Source organism: Lentilactobacillus kefiri (assembly GCF_007989105.1).
Classification (GTDB): domain Bacteria; phylum Bacillota; class Bacilli; order Lactobacillales; family Lactobacillaceae; genus Lentilactobacillus; species Lentilactobacillus kefiri.
The window spans coordinates 1-16,824 of record NZ_BJVK01000041.1; the positions used below are offsets into that span (position 1 = coordinate 1).

Annotated in this window: 16 protein-coding genes; 9 read left to right on the forward strand and 7 right to left on the reverse strand. The window is 41.7% G+C overall.

Annotated features, from left to right (window positions below):
- Together LKE01_RS12465 and tenA are read right to left on the reverse strand one after the other, a co-directional pair.
- The coding region (locus LKE01_RS12465; protein WP_503826046.1) for an alpha/beta hydrolase at positions 1–86 on the reverse strand (86 nt) is incomplete at its 3' end.
- Positions 87–178: 92 nt separating this feature from the next.
- Positions 179–838, reverse strand: a complete 660-nt coding sequence (gene tenA, locus LKE01_RS10230; RefSeq protein ID WP_056981453.1) for a thiaminase II — start codon at positions 836–838, stop codon at positions 179–181.
- Between the two features lie 167 nt (positions 839–1,005).
- Between tenA and LKE01_RS10235 the strand changes: the two genes are divergently transcribed.
- A complete protein-coding gene (locus LKE01_RS10235) occupies positions 1,006–1,752 on the forward strand; it encodes a glucose 1-dehydrogenase (protein ID WP_056981451.1) in 747 nt (248 codons plus the stop codon).
- A gap of 61 nt (positions 1,753–1,813) precedes the next feature.
- Here the strand turns inward: LKE01_RS10235 and LKE01_RS10240 are convergent, their stop codons facing one another.
- A complete protein-coding gene (locus LKE01_RS10240; RefSeq protein ID WP_054769698.1) occupies positions 1,814–2,644 on the reverse strand; it encodes a DNA/RNA non-specific endonuclease in 831 nt (276 codons plus the stop codon).
- Between the two features lie 239 nt (positions 2,645–2,883).
- Complete coding sequence (locus LKE01_RS10245; protein ID WP_054769697.1) at positions 2,884–3,837, reverse strand: aldo/keto reductase; 954 nt, start codon at positions 3,835–3,837, stop codon at positions 2,884–2,886.
- Between the two features lie 114 nt (positions 3,838–3,951).
- Between LKE01_RS10245 and LKE01_RS10250 the strand changes: the two genes are divergently transcribed.
- The gene (locus tag LKE01_RS10250; protein ID WP_054769696.1) at positions 3,952–4,566 is read left to right on the forward strand and encodes a DedA family protein; all 615 of its coding nucleotides are present in this window, start codon (positions 3,952–3,954) and stop codon (positions 4,564–4,566) included.
- A gap of 32 nt (positions 4,567–4,598) precedes the next feature.
- On the opposite strand, the gene greA is transcribed toward LKE01_RS10250, so the two are convergent.
- On the reverse strand, positions 4,599–5,066 hold the full coding sequence (gene greA, locus LKE01_RS10255) for a transcription elongation factor GreA (protein WP_056981449.1): 468 nt from the start codon (positions 5,064–5,066) through the stop codon (positions 4,599–4,601).
- 123 nt (positions 5,067–5,189) lie between these two features.
- Between greA and LKE01_RS10260 the strand changes: the two genes are divergently transcribed.
- The 4 genes from LKE01_RS10260 to LKE01_RS10275 all read left to right on the forward strand — a co-directional run bounded on the left by LKE01_RS10260 (position 5,190) and on the right by LKE01_RS10275 (position 8,956).
- Entirely contained in the window at positions 5,190–5,930 is a 741-nt protein-coding gene (locus tag LKE01_RS10260) for a hypothetical protein (RefSeq protein WP_056981447.1), read from the forward strand.
- Positions 5,908–6,867, forward strand: coding sequence for a serine hydrolase (locus LKE01_RS10265; RefSeq protein ID WP_056981444.1), 960 nt, complete (start codon positions 5,908–5,910; stop codon positions 6,865–6,867). Before LKE01_RS10260 ends, LKE01_RS10265 begins: the two co-directional genes overlap by 23 nt.
- A 219-nt stretch (positions 6,868–7,086) precedes the next feature.
- Complete coding sequence (locus tag LKE01_RS10270) at positions 7,087–7,437, forward strand: aggregation-promoting factor C-terminal-like domain-containing protein (RefSeq protein ID WP_054769692.1); 351 nt, start codon at positions 7,087–7,089, stop codon at positions 7,435–7,437.
- Positions 7,438–7,651: 214 nt separating this feature from the next.
- Positions 7,652–8,956 carry a nucleobase:cation symporter-2 family protein gene (locus LKE01_RS10275; RefSeq protein WP_056981442.1) on the forward strand — a complete coding sequence of 435 codons (1,305 nt, stop codon included), beginning with the start codon at positions 7,652–7,654 and terminating at the stop codon, positions 8,954–8,956.
- 76 nt (positions 8,957–9,032) lie between these two features.
- Here the strand turns inward: LKE01_RS10275 and LKE01_RS10280 are convergent, their stop codons facing one another.
- The gene (locus tag LKE01_RS10280; protein ID WP_056981440.1) at positions 9,033–9,965 is read right to left on the reverse strand and encodes a LysR family transcriptional regulator; all 933 of its coding nucleotides are present in this window, start codon (positions 9,963–9,965) and stop codon (positions 9,033–9,035) included.
- Positions 9,966–10,320: 355 nt separating this feature from the next.
- On the opposite strand from LKE01_RS10280, the gene LKE01_RS12405 reads away from it, so the two are divergent.
- From LKE01_RS12405 to LKE01_RS10290, 3 genes are all read left to right on the forward strand, one after another.
- Positions 10,321–11,223, forward strand: a complete 903-nt coding sequence (locus tag LKE01_RS12405; RefSeq protein WP_225364670.1) for a glycoside hydrolase family 65 protein — start codon at positions 10,321–10,323, stop codon at positions 11,221–11,223.
- The gene (locus LKE01_RS12410) at positions 11,139–12,647 is read left to right on the forward strand and encodes a glycosyl hydrolase family 65 domain-containing protein (protein ID WP_225364669.1); all 1,509 of its coding nucleotides are present in this window, start codon (positions 11,139–11,141) and stop codon (positions 12,645–12,647) included. The genes LKE01_RS12405 and LKE01_RS12410 overlap by 85 nt, the downstream gene beginning before the upstream one ends.
- 167 nt (positions 12,648–12,814) lie before the next feature.
- The gene (locus tag LKE01_RS10290; RefSeq protein WP_054769691.1) at positions 12,815–13,297 is read left to right on the forward strand and encodes an arginine repressor; all 483 of its coding nucleotides are present in this window, start codon (positions 12,815–12,817) and stop codon (positions 13,295–13,297) included.
- Positions 13,298–13,404: 107 nt separating this feature from the next.
- Here the strand turns inward: LKE01_RS10290 and LKE01_RS10295 are convergent, their stop codons facing one another.
- A complete protein-coding gene (locus LKE01_RS10295; RefSeq protein WP_056981438.1) occupies positions 13,405–16,518 on the reverse strand; it encodes a YfhO family protein in 3,114 nt (1,037 codons plus the stop codon).
- Positions 16,519–16,824 lie beyond the last annotated feature (306 nt).

The window sequence follows — 16,824 nt, forward strand, 5'->3', positions numbered from 1 at the left end:
AATTCAGATTCAACTTTTTTCTGCAGCCATGGAAACCAATGATCGTCAGGGCTGGCTGTGTAACCATGAAACATATAGATGGGCATTTTTGATTAAACTCCTTTAGTTTGTCGTGAGATTTTTGGTGCTTTATGTTATGCGGCGAAAATGGCTGTTGATGAAATGAGGGGGGCTCGGGTTACCACATCTCATGTCGATAGGCCATTTCCCAGAAGTGCAGTTCAAAGTAGCTGCTTCTAAGGAACGCCGTTTGCATTTGTTCCTGCTCCTCTGCATCGGCCTCGTTGCCTAATTGATCGACAATTTGAATCATTTTGGCCGTGGCATTCGTGAATGCTTTGCTGTCGTATGTTTCAATGAATTGCTGGTAAACTTTGATTGGCGAGCCTGCTTTGATGAGCAGTTTACCGATTTCGTTATACAGCCAGTAGCATGGCAACAGCGCGGCAGCTGCCCTCGACGGTGTGCCTTCATTGAGTTCATGATACATATGGGTAACGTAACTATACGCATTTGGAGCAATTTCAGTTTGATTGATTTCTTGTTGGGTAATATTTAATTCCTGAAAGAAGGCTGTTCGGACTTCTTTTTCACTGTCATTAAACCCTTGAGTACCGGCATATAGGAATTGTTTGATGTCGGGATCATCCATTTGGTCGGCAATCTTTGCATGAAGTGCCGCAAAGTTTTCCAGGTAATACCGGTCTTGTTTCAAGTAGTATCGGAAAGTCTGTTGGGGCAATGAGCCGGCAGAAAGTTGCTTGATGAAGGGATGATTGAAGCTTGATTCCCAAAGTGGTTCTGATTGTTTATGCATGGTGTCCGTGATTTTTGCCATTGTCTTAACTCCTTGTATCCAGTTAGTGACATGTTTGAGAATATTCTACCATGATAATGAATAGGCAACGACCTCAATTGATATGTGAATGAATGAGCAGAATGATTGATATTGAAAATCAGCTCGGTTACACTGATGGCGTAAAGGACAGAAGGGAGAGGTTATATATGGATCGTTTGAAAGATAAAGTTGCAATTATCACTGGCGGTGTTGCAGGTATCGGCCTGGGAATCGCTGAATGTTATATTCGTGAGGGCGCCAAAGTTGTTTTGACTGCCAACCATAATGTTGATGGCGGTAAAAAGGCGGTTGAAAAGTTTGGTGACGACAAGTCATTATTTGTTCAGCAGGATGTTGCCGATGAAAAGTCATGGCAAAACACTGTTCAAAAAGCAATCGATAAATTTGGCAAGGTTGATATTGTGGTTAACAACGCCGGTGTCGGCGGTAAGAATGGACCACTCGAAGATTTGAGCCTGGAAGACTGGCAGCAAGTCATCAATGTCAACTTAACTGGAACCTTTCTTGGTGAAAAATATGGCATTAAAGCCATGAAGAAATATGCTGGTGGCAAGGGATCAATTATCAACATTTCATCCGTTGCCGGTCTGGTTGGCCTGCCAATGAGCCCAGCTTATTCGGCAAGTAAAGGCGGTAGCCGGTTATTAACCCATGCAACTGCTTTGGCACTTGCACAGGAGAAACTTGATATTCGCGTGAACAACGTCCATCCCGGCTGGATCGCAACTGATATTATTCCCAAGGGATATGAGGAAGCTATCACTAAGACGATCCCTGTTGGCCACATGGGTGAACCAGTTGATATTGGTGAAATCTGTATTTACCTTGGTAGCGATGAATCCAAATTCGCCAACGGTGCCGATTTTGTCATTGATGGCGCACAACGGGCATAATTATTTGAATCAAAAAGGATCCGCAAGATGCGGGTCCTTTTTTGTGCGAATGTTTATTGTTTTATGGTTCGGGTACTTTCATATTCCGATCAATGTGAGATCTGCCAGTTGAATAGTCGAACTGAATATTGGGTTGAACGTTAAACAGGTAAACGTTGAAGTTTAAAGATTTGTTTGTTGAAATGGCTTCGAGATGAATGCCCCTTGCCATGAGTTCGTTTCCTCTAAAAATCGGTTTGGCAAAGAAAATCACTTTATTGCCCCGGCGAAGAGATTCGCGGACTTTACTTTCAAAAATCGTTTGCACCTGTTGGTTGGAAAAGCTGGTCTGGGTGAATAAGTTTTTCGGATTATTTTGGTCCCCGGAAGTGTCAGTTGGGTTATATTTCCCAGATGAGCTGATTCCACCGGAGATTGAATAGGCAATTAAGTGGCCACGGTTGATAATCGGCTGGCCATCCATGAACTTTTGATGCCAAGCGGTCGGTTCCACAAATTGACGAACCCGGTTTTGGTCTGATACCACATTGCAGGATTCCAAGTATGCCAAGTTGCCGGTACTGGTGCGGTGAAAGTTATCCAAGTTTGAATAAATGACCTTGTTGGTTTTCCAAGTATTAGGATCCAGTTTCGCCTTATTGTGGTTGACGAAGACATAACTCGGATCGCCGGAATGATAATCAAGTTTGGCTAATTGGTCGGTGGCAACACTTTTATTTGAATGAAAAAGGGAACTGGAAATTTGGCTGATAAAGGCTGTAAAGCTGTTTGACTGTTGACCGACACCCAGCCACATGCCACCAAGAATGACAACCAGGGCGACTAAGCTCTTGAGCCATGGATGACGGCTTTTTTGATGATAAGTCTTATGGTACTTTTTATGTTGACTCATGATTAACCTCAATTCTATATGTAGACTCTGCCTTCAAACATACCAAAAAAGGTTGTTTGAAGGCAAGCGTATTGGAAAAGTATGCACACTTAGGTGCATTTTGCCAGGGGAAGCAAAGATGACTCTTCAGCCATCATTAAATAAATACGTAAAAAGACCAACCAAATTTTTCCGGGTTGATCTTTTTTGTGGTTTTATTTTTATCGACTATTACCAATATACTTGGCAGCAATTGATTTTTAAGGCAAATCGTTTCCGGCTGCGAAGAACAGATCGTACCATTCTTGTTTAGTCAAGTCGACGTCTGCACCTGAAGCACTGTCCTTGATATGTTCTGGATTCATTGTTCCAAGCAATACTTGGACGTGAGCAGGATGTCTGAGAATCCAGGCAGTGGCAATGGCATTCTTTGAAACACCATACTTTTTACCCAGTTCTGCTAATTTGTCATTTAACTTCTTGAACTTCGGATCGTTGATGTACATGCCGGCAAACAAGCCGTAGTTGAATGGTGACCATGCTTGAATCGTCATGTTCTTGCGACGTGAATATTCCATGATTCCGCCGTCGTGCATGATGCTGCCGTCATCAATCATGTTGACGTGCATGCCTTCCTTAATCATTCCTGAATGAACAACGTTAAATTGTAACTGGTTAATTAACAAACGTTGGCTAATCCATGATTGAACCATTTCAACTTGTTGGGGGTTGAAGTTTGAAACACCAAAGTGGCGGACTTTACCTTCGCGTTGTAATGTATCAAATGCATCGGCAATGTCGTCAGCTTCCATTAATGGATCTGGACGGTGAAGCAGGAATGAATCCAAATAATCGATGCCCATTCGCTTCAAAATGCCGTCAACAGAATCAATCAGGTGCTGCTTGGAGAAGTCATATCTTTGGCCAAATACTAAGCCATCATGGCTTCGGGCCGGATCCAAAATAATACCGCCTTTGGATTGAATGAACAGTTTGTCACGAGAAATACCGGATGCTTTTAGTGCTTCTCTGAATTTGTTTTCAGATTCGCCACCACCATAGATGTCGGCTGAATCAATAAAGTTAATCCCGGTATCAACCGCAGTTTCAAGTGTTTTGGCTGCGTCAGCGGTTTCCATACCAGCCATGCGCATAATGCCAAGTGCAACTGCAGATGCTTCAAAATTTGTATTACCAATTTTTACAGTTTTCATGATCATCCTCCTTTGTTAATACCTTAATTATACGGCATTCAATGAGGGTTTCCAAAGATGATTCTTTTGGATATGTTATAATTCTGATACTTACAAACGAAATGAGGAACCAATTTGAGCGAAAATACCATTATTGAATTGATTAATCAGTATGGGTATCTCGGAATTGCCTTCTTGATCGCAATTGAGAATATCTTTCCGCCGATTCCTTCCGAACTGGTATTGATATTTACAGGTTATTTGACCGTTACCAGCAAGATGACGATTTGGGGATCGGTTCTTGCGGCGACAGCGGGCGCGTTGATTGGAGCCATCGCTTTATATGGCGTGGGTCGGCTCTTGAGTGTGAAGCAGATTGAAAAATTGGTTTCCGGTCGATTGGGCAAATTGATGCGGTTAAAGCCTGCCGATATTGAAAAAGCCGCCAGGTATTTTAATAACCATGGTGGCAAGGCCATTCTATTAGGCCGGTGTATTCCGGTTGTCCGGAGCCTGATTTCGATTCCTGCCGGGATGACCGGTTTTCCCTTTAGCCGGTTCTGTTTACTAACAACCATTGGAACCGTTGTTTGGAATACTATTCTGATCATCATTGGTCATTTTGCCGGTCGTGCCTGGGATCAGATCCTCGGGATTGTTGATGAGTGGCTGATGGTCATTTTGGTTGTCGTTGTTGTGATTGTGGGCTGTTATTTGTATTACAAATTCTCCAGAAAAAGTGAGTCATGAATCCACAAAAGGACCGGCAGATGCCGGTCCTTTTAAACTTTAATCGAAACAATTTTAATTTTATACGTTAATTGTGGTGCCGAAACCGTGACAACGTCCCCCGAATGATGATTTAATAATGCGGCGCCAATTGGTGAGGCAATTGAAATCTTATTATGATCAATATCAACTTCCGGGGTTCCAACGATTTCATAAGTGTCCGTGGAATGATCATCCATAAATTCAAAGGTGACCGTTTTACCAACTTCGACTGTATCGTTGTTGGAAGGGGTGTAAACCTGCGCATATTGAAGCTCCTTACGTAAGAACCTGAGTCTGCTTTCCAGATGACGAAGCTCTCTTTTGGCAGCACTATACTCGGCATTTTCCGAGAGGTCCCCGAGTGCCCGGGCATCTGCCAGATTTTTAATTTTTGCTGGACGGGAATTTTCAAGATCGCGAATTTCAGAGGCAATTTTGTCATACCCGTACTTGGTAATTTTATTAAAATGAGGTTCCATCGAATATCCCTCCCACAGATTAGTATACATTAAAACGAGTTTAGCAGAATTCCCATTGTTAAGATTGTGATTTTAAACTATTATATAATAGAATAACATTCTAATTATATGTGGGAGATTACAATGAAAAAATTTGGGGTAGTTCTAAGTGTGTTGGCTGCATTTACATTCGCTGTTGCCGGATGTTCGAGTAAAAGTGCTAGTGATAACAACAAGCCAAAGGTAAGTTCCAAAGAGCAAAACAAGATTTCGGAGTACGAAGGAATTATCAAATCCGCTCGTACCTTGAATGAAAGTGGCAATTATAAGGCTTCAAACAAAACACTGAATAGTATTCGGATTGCTGATTTAAGCAAGAGTGGATTTGGTTCCCTTAAAACGGAATATTTCCAGCTGCAGAAGAGCAATGATGCCTTCCTGCTTAAAAAAGCCAAGAAGCAAAATCAGACTGCTAATACCAACTCGAATGGTGGAACAACAGATTTGAGCACGAATGATAGTTTTTCAAGTTATTCAAAATTTACCGGAGACTATCAATTTTATAACTATGATCCCGATCGACTTCAGAGTGATTTAATCATTGATTCCGATGGAACGGTGGATCAGGAAAATACAGACGGCACGAGTCTCCATGGTGTTGCCACCATTTCTGCCGACAGCCAAAGTGGCATTTTATCGTATGATGTGACAACCGGAACAAATAAGACCAAAAACATTAATGCCAACGTTAAAATTGACGTGACATGGAGTAATGGCCAAGTTGAAACCTATTATGGATATACATCATATGATGGTAATTCAGTATTGACTGATGGCAAAACTTATCATGGAGACCTTGTAAATGAAGTTTGGGTTAAGTATTAAAGTTGCTGCTTTACTGAGCTTGCTGGTGTTATCAGGATGTTCGACGCAGAAGCACAGTACAGAGCAGGCTCATTCAACAAGTAGTTCAGTCCAGAAATCCAGTCAACGGACTAAAACGCCAGAAAAAAAGAAACAGGTTAAAAGCAGTTCTGAAAATGGCCAAATTCAGCATGCACTGCAAACTTGCGTGAATGATGCATCCAAAAAGACCTCCGGCTACGTCAAGGTAATTGGTGATCATCAGGCAATTCATATTAATGGCAGCCGTCGTCAACGTTCTGCCAGTGATATTAAAATATTTGTTATGGTTGAAGCTTTTCGACAGATTAAAGCCGGAACATTACATTTGAATGATATGGTTTCGATTCCACAGGATGACAAGGTGGGTGGAACAGGGCAGTTGGCCAATCAAGATACCAACAGGCTAAGTTGCATTAATTTGCTGAATTTGATGATCAAAAACAGTGATAACACGGCAACTAATGTGTTGATTGACAAGCTTGGCGGCTTGGCACCAATTAACAAATCAATTCAAGAACTGGGTTGCAACAACACCAGAATTCAAAGAAAAATGTTGGATTACACGGCTTTAAAGGCCGGCCGAGACAACTATACAAGTGCAGATGATGTTGGCAAGACGTTAAATGCGATCTACACAGGTCAGTTGCTTGGATCAAATTACGATGCTCAAATGTTGCAATTGTTGAAAGGCAATGCCAACCAGTCGAAAATTCCGGCATTAATTAGGGGATCAGCAACGATTTATAACAAAACCGGTGAATTTCCAGATTACGGCGTTCAAAATGACGCAGCAATCATTAAACACAAGAATCGAGCATTTATTGCGGTCGTTTTATCCGAGAATGGCAGCCAAAATTCCCAGATAAAAGCAATGAATATTCTCGGAAAACAGCTATTTCAAACAATTTTCGAATAATTAACATAAAAAAATCGGTGAATTCCACGTGAATTTCACCGATTTTTTCGTTTTACGATTGCCGTTATATAAGCGCTTACTCATGATATGTTATGAGAATGTTACTAAAACGGGTTTCAGCTTAACAGGCTTGTAATTTTCTGGACACGTGCCTGTAAATAGCAAGGAGTATATTCTTCAGTGTTGATTAAACACGAAACGAAAGGAATAATATATTTCATGAAACTCAAAAAGATCATTATCGCATTAATGACTGCATTAACTTTCTATGGCACTATGAACGTTGCCGCATCCACTGAAATCGCAGAAGCTAAAACTACTAAAGTATATAAATCACATTTATCAAAGGCTAACCAAAAAGCCAAGAACTGGATCGCTTATCACGAATCACGCGGTTCATACCATGCCCGCAATGGTCGCTACATCGGCCGTTACCAATTAAGTGCTTCATACTTACATGGTAACTACTCAAAAGCCAACCAGGAAAAGACTGCTGATCATTATGTTCATGCACGTTACGGTAGCTGGGTTAACGCCAAGCACCACTGGAAAGCATACGGCTGGTATTGATAATCAGCTCAATTAAATTAACTTTTTGAAAGTCGAAACGAAGTCGGTTTCGGCTTTTTTATTCGGTATTTTTGGGGCTAAGCTGTAAGCAATTCATAACAACGGATTTTTCATGGAATTGATAGCGTTATTATTCGGGAATTCCGTTGTTATTGACGAAAAATCATGTTAACATATTATTATTGTTTAAAACACGAATAAAAGGGAGAACATCATGAATAATGTTTCTGTTTCAGGTGGTAAATCACCAGTTCGTAATGCTATTTTAGGTTTTCAACATCTTCTCGCTATGTATTCCGGCGATATCCTGGTTCCACTGTTAATTGGTGGGGCGCTTGGATTTAACGCTACTCAGATGACCTATCTGGTATCAATGGATATCTTCATGTGTGGGGTTGCAACCCTGCTTCAAATCCGTCGGACACCGATTACAGGGATTGGCCTGCCGGTTGTTCTTGGATGTGCTGTTGAGTATGTGGCACCATTACAGTCGATTGGTAAAAACTTTGGCTTGGGATATATGTATGGCGGAATCATTATTGCCGGGATTTTCATTATCCTGATTGCGAAGCCATTTGCCCATATGCGGAAGTACTTCCCATTAGTTGTTACCGGTTCATTGATCACTTTGATTGGTTTTACTTTAATGCCGGTTGCCTTTCAAAACATTGGTGGTGGGGATGCCACTGCCAAGGCATTTGGTAACCCAACTCATTTATTCCTTGGATTCTTTACAGCACTTGTTATTATTGTTTTGAATATTTGGGCAAAAGGATTTATCAAGCAGATTTCAATTCTGATCGGAATTTTAGTTGGTTCAATTGTTGCCGTTTTGATGGGAACCGTTGACTTTGCTGCAGTTGGTCAAGCCCACTGGGCACAGTTGCCACAACTCTTTTATTTTGGAACTCCCCGGTTTGAATGGTCGTCAATTGCCACTTTAATTCTGGCTGCATTCACTTGTATGATTGAATCGACCGGTGTGTACTTCGCTTTGAGTGATATTACCGGCCGAAAGCTTGAAGACCGTGACCTGGAACATGGTTATCGTTCAGAAGGAATTGCCGCCATCCTTGGTGGACTTTTTAACACCTTCCCATATTCGACGTTCTCTCAAAACGTTGGAATTGTTCAATTATCTGGAATCAAAAAATTAACCCCAATTTACTATTCAGCATTCATGCTGATGATTTTGGGCCTAATCCCCAAGTTCGGTGCCATTGCCACTTTAATTCCGGCCTCAGTGCTTGGTGGTGCGATGTTGGTTATGTTTGGGATGGTTGGTGCTCAAGGTATTAAAATGCTCTCACAGGTTGAATTAAACAACAAGAACCTGTTGATCATTGCGATTTCCATTGGATTTGGTTTGGGTGTTACCACTCAGCCTCATTTGTTCCAATACTTACCTGCTACCGTTCAAGTTATCATGAGTAACGGAATGGTTGTCGGAAGTTTCACCGCCGTTATTTTGAATATTTTATTGAACCACACCGGCTTGAGCAAAAAAGTTGAAGAATAATTAAATATGTCCACAATAAAAAGGGTCAGCGACGTTAATCGCTGATCCTTTTTGAGTTAACCGTTATTTAATGGCATTAACGCTTAGGCACATATTCATCCACATATTCAGAAATCAAATTCAATAAATCAGTTACAGGTTCTGAGGTCTGCTTGTTCTTAATATATGAAATACCAAAGTTGGATGTTAAGACATCGGTTGGAATCTTAACGATGTTGATATGCTTTTGCTGTTCATCAGTTAATCGACGTGGGTTGGCAAATGGTTCCGGTGTGATAATCGCACCGACATGTTCCAATGCCAAGTCAGAAGCCAAATGCAGGTCCGGCACTTCAATATTAATATCAGCTTGAACGCCAATATCATTCAAGAAGCTGGTAACCAGTCGTTGATAGTTATCTTCTTGTGGTGTACCGATAAAGTTTTCACCTGAAAGCTCGGAAAGGTCAAGATCTTTGTAATCCACAAATACTTTTCCTTGTTGATACAACTTGGAAGTTTCGGGGATAATCAAGACCAATGGCAATTGGGCAATCGGTTTGTATTCAACTTTGTGACTCTGAAGTGCGTGACCAATGAAGAAGTCCAATGTTCCGGATAACAAACGCTTTTCGGCGTCCCGACTAGTCATGCGGGTAATCTGTGCATGAATATTCCGATACTTGTTATAGAAGCGAACAAGAACCGGTTTGTACAGGTCATTGGTTACCACTTCATTGGATGCGATTGTCAAATGACCATATTTAAACTGTGACAAATGGGTCATTTCACGGTCAAGATTGGCTCGCAATCGGTTTTCCTCTTGCAGAAAAGCCAGAAGACGTTCACCAGCGTAGGTCAACTGAATTGGATGAGATGATCGATCAATTAGTTTGACACCAAAGTTAACTTCGGCATTCTTTATAACCCGACTGATATATGGTTGAGTCACAAACAAAGCTTGAGCGGCTTTGGACATGTTACCTTGAGCTTTAATTTCTTCAAGAAACGAAAGTAATTTGCTGTTCATAATTGTAATTCTCCTTTGAGACCTCTCGCCTTTTAATTTATCTTCCAACCAGATTATATGATATTCTAGTAATATATGCATGAATAGTGACTTCTGATGTCATTATTCTGCAAAAAAAGGTACAACCAAGTATAGCAATTCCCAGTTATACAGTAAAGGCGGTGAACCTTTAAACGGTCGTATTATATCAATCTTAAGATTTTCCGCTCAATCATTTATATAACTATAAGGTACTAGCACAAAAGTGTGAATATTTTGTTGCCAAATCATGAATTTTCTGTGATAGATGGTAAAATTGTTACAGAACTTTTCCGTATCAAGTCATACATAATCCAATTTAAGGGGGTTCTATGTATTGAGAATTGAACAATCACCTGAATTTCAAATTCACTTGCAAACATTAAAAAGCAAAGAACAGATTTTCCTGGAAACAATTTATAACGTGGGTAACGGGCATTTCGGTGTCCGTGACTCCAATCCATTGCAGGGTAACAATCCGGATTATATTGGATCCCCCGGCTTGTTTATCAACGGCTTCTTCGATTATAAAGAGGTCTCCTATGGTGAAAAATACCGTGGATATCCTGACAATAATCAGGTTATCAATCGGCTGTTTGATCCCCGCGCAATTCGAATCAAGGTTGGCAGTGAGGATTCATTAACCGATCATTTTAAAGTTGAAAATATTGATAAAAACTTGGACATGCAGACGGGCTTGCTGCACGAACTTTTCAGTGTGACAACGCCTGAAAACCGCAACTTTAATCTGGTAGTTGAGAGCTTTGCCAGTTTGAGCAAAACCAACGTATTTGGGGTCAAATATTCAATCATTCCGACAAATTTTTCCGATGAAGTCGAAATCATCAAAGTTCATGATTACGTTAACCAAAAAGTTCATCAGCAGGATGACGATATCCGGGTCAGCACTGATCTGGGTCAAATGCAATTGGACTTTATTCCGGACAACGGTCAGCCGAGTTATCTGGTGACGACTTTTAGAAGTCAGCAGGGTGCCATTATCACTTTAAGGCTACTGAAAACTTCGAGCCAAATCCTCCAATTGAATATTTCAGAGATAGTAACCATCATTATGGCTACCGGAGTAAGTATTTTGCCAAACCCGGTAGTTCCAAAGAGTTTGAATTTTTATTTGCTATTGGCGATATTCATCCATTGGTTAACGCCAATATGTACTCCGACCAATACCTTTCCGCACTGGACAACTACATCATGGATACGACGTTCAAATCTGAACTGATGGCTTCTGCTCAAGTCTGGCAGACATTTTGGCTTCACAGTGACGTTCAGATTGAAGGTGATCCAGCGCTTCAACTGTGTGTCCGATTTAACTTGTTTGAGCTTAATCAATCTGCCGGACGTAATGAACAAACCAGCATTCCTGCCAAGGGGTTGACTGGTAATGGATATGGCGGCCATTTCTTCTGGGATACAGAAATCTTCATGCTGCCATTCTTCACATACACGCAGCCGGAAGTTGCCAAGAAGTTGTTGATGTTTCGATATCATACACTCCAAATTGCCAAAGAGCAGGCCAGCGACTTTGGCCTGGAAAAGGGTGCCATGTATCCTTGGCGAACAATCAACGGTTATGAATCCAGTGCCTACTGGTTGGCAGGCCAGGCCCAATTTCATATTAATGCCGACATCGCATTTGCGGTTGAGCAATACTACGAGATTACCCACGATGAGGCCTTTATCCGCAACTACGGGTTTGAAATTATTCTTGAAACAGCCAGATTTTGGATGGAATATGGCAACTATGCTCAGCTAAATGGTAAACGTCAATTTGTATTGAACCGGGTTACTGGACCGGATGAGTATAGTGCCTTGGTTGATAACAACTATTACACCAACGCTTTGGCACAAAACAATCTTCGCTTGGCCGTTAAATACGCCCGGAAGTTCCGTGGTGATGATGGCATCCTCAGTCGTCTCAACGTGACAGTCGATGAAATTAAATCGATGGACCAGGCTGCTGAATCGATGTATCTGCCGTACGATAAGCGCAAGAATGTTAAGCTGCAATTTCAGGACTTTGAACAGCTCCCGAAGATGGATCTGGCTTCAATTGACCAAAGCAAATTCCCGTTGTTGCTGCACTACCATCCGTTGATGCTGTATCGGCAACAGGTCAATAAGCAGGCGGATACCGTGATGGTTGACTTCATGTTCCCAGAAGGAAATACGTTGGATCAACTGAAAGCTGACTATGAGTTCTATGAGCCGATTACAACCCATGATTCTAGCCTGTCTAAGGCGATTTACGCGATTATTGCTGCCAGAATAGGTAAAGACAAGCAAGCTTACAACTTCTTCTCACAGGCCGTTCAGACGGATTTGATGGATGTTCACCATAATACCAAAAACGGGATTCATGCCGGAAGCTTGGGGGCTGCCTGGGAAGGCATCATGTATGGCTTTGTCGGTATCGTGAATAACGCTACCAGCTTTAGTCTGAAGCCTCACTTACCGGTAACCTGGAACTGCGTTAAATTCAGAGTTCACTTATACGGAAACGAGTTTAAATTCTCCGTTTATCAAGATTCAGTCGAAGCTGAACTGCTGAGTGGAAAGGGTGCCGACATCAGTGTTTATGATGATAAAAAGCACCTGACACCTAAGCACGCCAAGGAAACTTGGCATTACTCCAACCAATTCTGAAGAAAGTATGAAATAATTGTTTCTTTTTTGGAAAATAGGCGAACTTTGGTTTATGATTTGTTATGATAGTGTTATGCAAATTCAACGTTAATTACTGAATATTTAAACAAGCCGTGAATCGTTTTTGGCTAGTCAATTTATCAGATGTGAAAGGGATGCACTTTATAATGAAGAAGGAAGCTCGTCAGTCCAAAATTGAGCAGATTATCAATCAATATACGATCACAACCCAGGATGAGTTAATGGAAAAGCTGAAGGTGGCCGGTATTAATGTTACCCAGGCCACACTTTCAAGAGATATCCGCGAAATGCAGATTGTTAAACAACCTGACAGTTCAGGAAATTCCCGCTACATGATTTTTAAATCGGGTAATCAAAACGAAATTGAACGAATGTATCGCATGATTAACGGAACCGTGACCGATATTCGCCAAATTCAATTTGTGAACGTGATTCATACCCAGCCAAGTTATGCCAACCCATTGGCAGCTGTCATTGATGACCTTCACATGGATAATGTGTCGGGAACCTTGGCTGGCTATGACACGATCGTCACCTTCAGTCCATCGGTTAATGCCGCACGAGAAATCAACGATCTGTTTACAGAACATGCCAACCCGGATTTGCTCGTATCAAGTATCAAAGAGTAAGTCACGAGTCGGAATTAAAAAATACACACAAAAAGGAGCTTAAGGTCGGACGTTTGAGTCCAATCTTAAGCTCCTTTTGTGAGGGATAAAATGATGACGCTATTCAATTAGGATCGTGTTTTTTTACTGAATTTCCGGTAAATGAATCTTCCGGAAGAAATAACCGTAAAGATTGCGATCCATGCAAGGCCAATCATCGTTAAGATGATTCCCAGGGATAATCCCGGCGTCTTGTAGGTTAATTTTACAAAGTGCCGACCGACTGGAATCCGGGCTCCGACAAAGCCTTTGTTGACTTTAAAGATGTCACCGGGCTGGCCGTCAATGGTCAGATGCCAACCGGATGAATATGGAATTGAAGTTGTCAGGATTCGAGTTCGCTCAACCGTATCAGTGTATCCGGATACGGAATTATTCGTGACCTTTTGATCGCTCAAGCCGGATTTTTGCAGGTTGTGAATCTGCTTATTGTAGTTTTTATTGAAAGGAACGGCCATTAATTTAACACTCTTGAACCGTAATTGTTTGACCCCTTTGAAGTGGATCGTAAATGCTTTGCGGACCTTGCTTGAATAGCCAAGGTTCAAAACAATATGTTGCCGATCCTCGTAGTCGGAAAGGTTGTTAATCGGCAGTTGACGAATGAAGTTAAAACTGTTGGAAGATTGAGCCCACAACGTGTAAGCTCCCAGGTCAGGATACTGTAAGGCTTTTCTGAACCGGTTAATCTTTTGTAGTTTTGAAACTGGTTGACCGTCAATGATTGAATCAGCAGTTAATGTATTGATTCGATCCATTGTCGTGTGGCGGGTTCTTGAAACCCCATCAATGATTAAATATAACTCACTATTCTTGTATCTTTCAGGATTATCAATGCTCAACTTGTATGACAAATGACGGCCTTGAGCATCGTTGTCCATCAGGTGAAGGCTATTTGCGTTTTCGACGTTGTTGCGTTCAACGACCTTGGCATTTTTCCGCAAAATGTTTTGAAGTGGTTTGCTGCTTGGATGGACGCCAGTCGCCTTTGCCCAAATTTTGATTTTGTGGGCTGGAATTCCGTTCTTGAATTCTTTGGCGGCCTGACGGTATCTACCGTTTGGCGAAATCCGCATTCGGTCGAGGACTGCTTTCATGGATGAATTGACAATGTGTTGCGTAAACACTTGAGTGGTGTAGTCAACGTTTTTGACAGGATTTTTGGGTTGAGATAATGAAACCCCGTCAACGGGCTTGCTGAAAACCGTCCCGTGCAGCAATGCCTGTTCTTTTTGCAGCTTGGACATGTTGTTGTAATTGACGTCTGAGATGGCATGAACCTGAGTATAAGCCAAAGGAAGTGCCAAATCAGATTCCAGTAAAATAGTTCCTGAGTGGTTACTCAAGCCGCTGACTGGTTGTTCTGGGTAATCGACGATATTTCCTGCCTGATTTCTGACAAAATGGAATCCATAAGGGATGGTTTGTGGGTTCTTAAGAATATCGGTTTTGGCAAAAATGTACTTCACGCCCAGTAGATTCAGAAGGGTGGTTCGGCCGTCGCCTTCACCAATAACGGAATTGACCACGGCGCGGGCGTCGCCAAGTGAACGGGTAAATTTGAAGACATTTCCGTTTTGAATGGAATAATAAGCGCCCAGGTCATGAGTACCCAGAACCATTGGAATATTATTCCCGGCAGTTCTGTGAGGATAAAAATTGCTGATGGTTGATGTTCGGTAAAAGTCACCGTGTTTTGGCAAGGCGTTTTCAGCACCGTCATAGTATTTCTTCAGCCATTGAGAGGCGGTTCCGGTAACCAGGTTTGATTTAATGTTTCGACTGTTATTGGGACTGAACCAACCTTGACCGGCACTCACCGTGCTGACCAAGATTAACGCCGTTAAGATATAGCCGGTATTTCGCGGCGATATTTTGAGCGTTGTCTGACAGACAATTAATAGAAGGAAACTAAGCAGGATACCGTATGAAACTAAATCATTTTGAGGGATGTTGAGGGTCAGACCCTTGGTGATCCAGACCAGAATGATTAACCCGAAAGTTGCAACAATCAGCCAAGTAATATCACTTCTGGTTAACTTGGGCAGTCGATCGACAAATATCATCGTCGCCAGGCACATTGGCAGAACAATTAAGAAAAGCCAACGGTTGGACGGTGTCGACATGGCATTTGCCAAAGCACTGAATTGTGGGAATAAAAGCGCCACGATGGTTAAAGTGATAATGATTGCCAGTGATCGGAACTTCGAGAAATGTTTCAGGATATAAACGGCGGCCAAAAATGTCAGCCCACAGAAATTAAGCACCAACCAGTAATCCTTGGTCGTGGTGCTGGTCACGATCTGATCCGGCAGTGAAAGATAGTATTTGAGTGGATACAGCAGCAGTCCGTTGGCAAACTTGGCATGATAGGCAATTCGAGTCGATTGCAGCACCGTCATAAGGGTTGGCAGCAGGACGACACTGGCGGTTAAAATACCGCTAATGATCGCTTGAGCCAAGCAATAAAGTGTCTTGACCGGCTGAATTCGATCTGGATAATGGTGATGAATTGCGACCCACCGGGTGACCAAATAGACGAGTGATCCAATGGCCAACATGTAGGCAAAATAAAAGTTGCTAATTAATGAAAGGGCAACGGCGATTGCCAGTGGCAGCCAGTTTTGCTTGTGGAGAATCTTTTCAATCCCCATTGCCAACAGTGGAAAGAGAATCATTGGCAAAATGAAGAATGGGTGATGCATTGAAACGTAAAAATTGTATCCGGAAAATGTATAGATAATGGTTCCAATTAATTTACTGTGGGTACTGAATCGGCGCTCGTTAGCCCAAGCCAGGAATGCCAAGCCCACGCAGTAAAGCCGCAATAGAATTAACAACTGATACCCCAGTTCCAACTTTGAAGCAGGAAAAAGAGCGATCAGGTAGCTAAACGGATCACCAATGACATAAAAAGCAAAGGTGGTTAATTGGTCGGCACCGGCGCCAAGGTTCCATGACCAGCCGGTAAGCGACTGGTGAGAAGTTCCTTGAAGGATTCGTTGAAATTGCGCCAGAATTGGAAAATGTTGGGCGATCCCATCCACATTCCAGATGAGTGTTTTCCCGGCCAGCCAGGGAATCGTATAAGTTGCCAGGCAGACCAACAGGAAAGCAATTGAATAGATAATGTAAATTTTAAGTCGATATAAATGTTTACGAGAATTAATTCTAGGTTCCATTTTTGAGTTTACCCCCTAATACATTTTCCATTTTGCCTGCATTCGAGCGGATAGACAAGGGTTTTGAAGCATTCTTAATTTTTGTAACAAGAATGCCTTGCCTTTGAAATAATGTGCATGAAGATACATTACGCGAAAATTCTCAATTAAGTAAAACGCTTTTACAGACAATGATTTCGACCGTTAACCAGTTTAAAAAGATGAATTTTCTTTTACTAATCTATGAATAATTTATGAACTTCGAAAATATTTATACCAAACAGATGAGAACAAATTATGAAAATCGTGAAGAAACTGTTATGATTA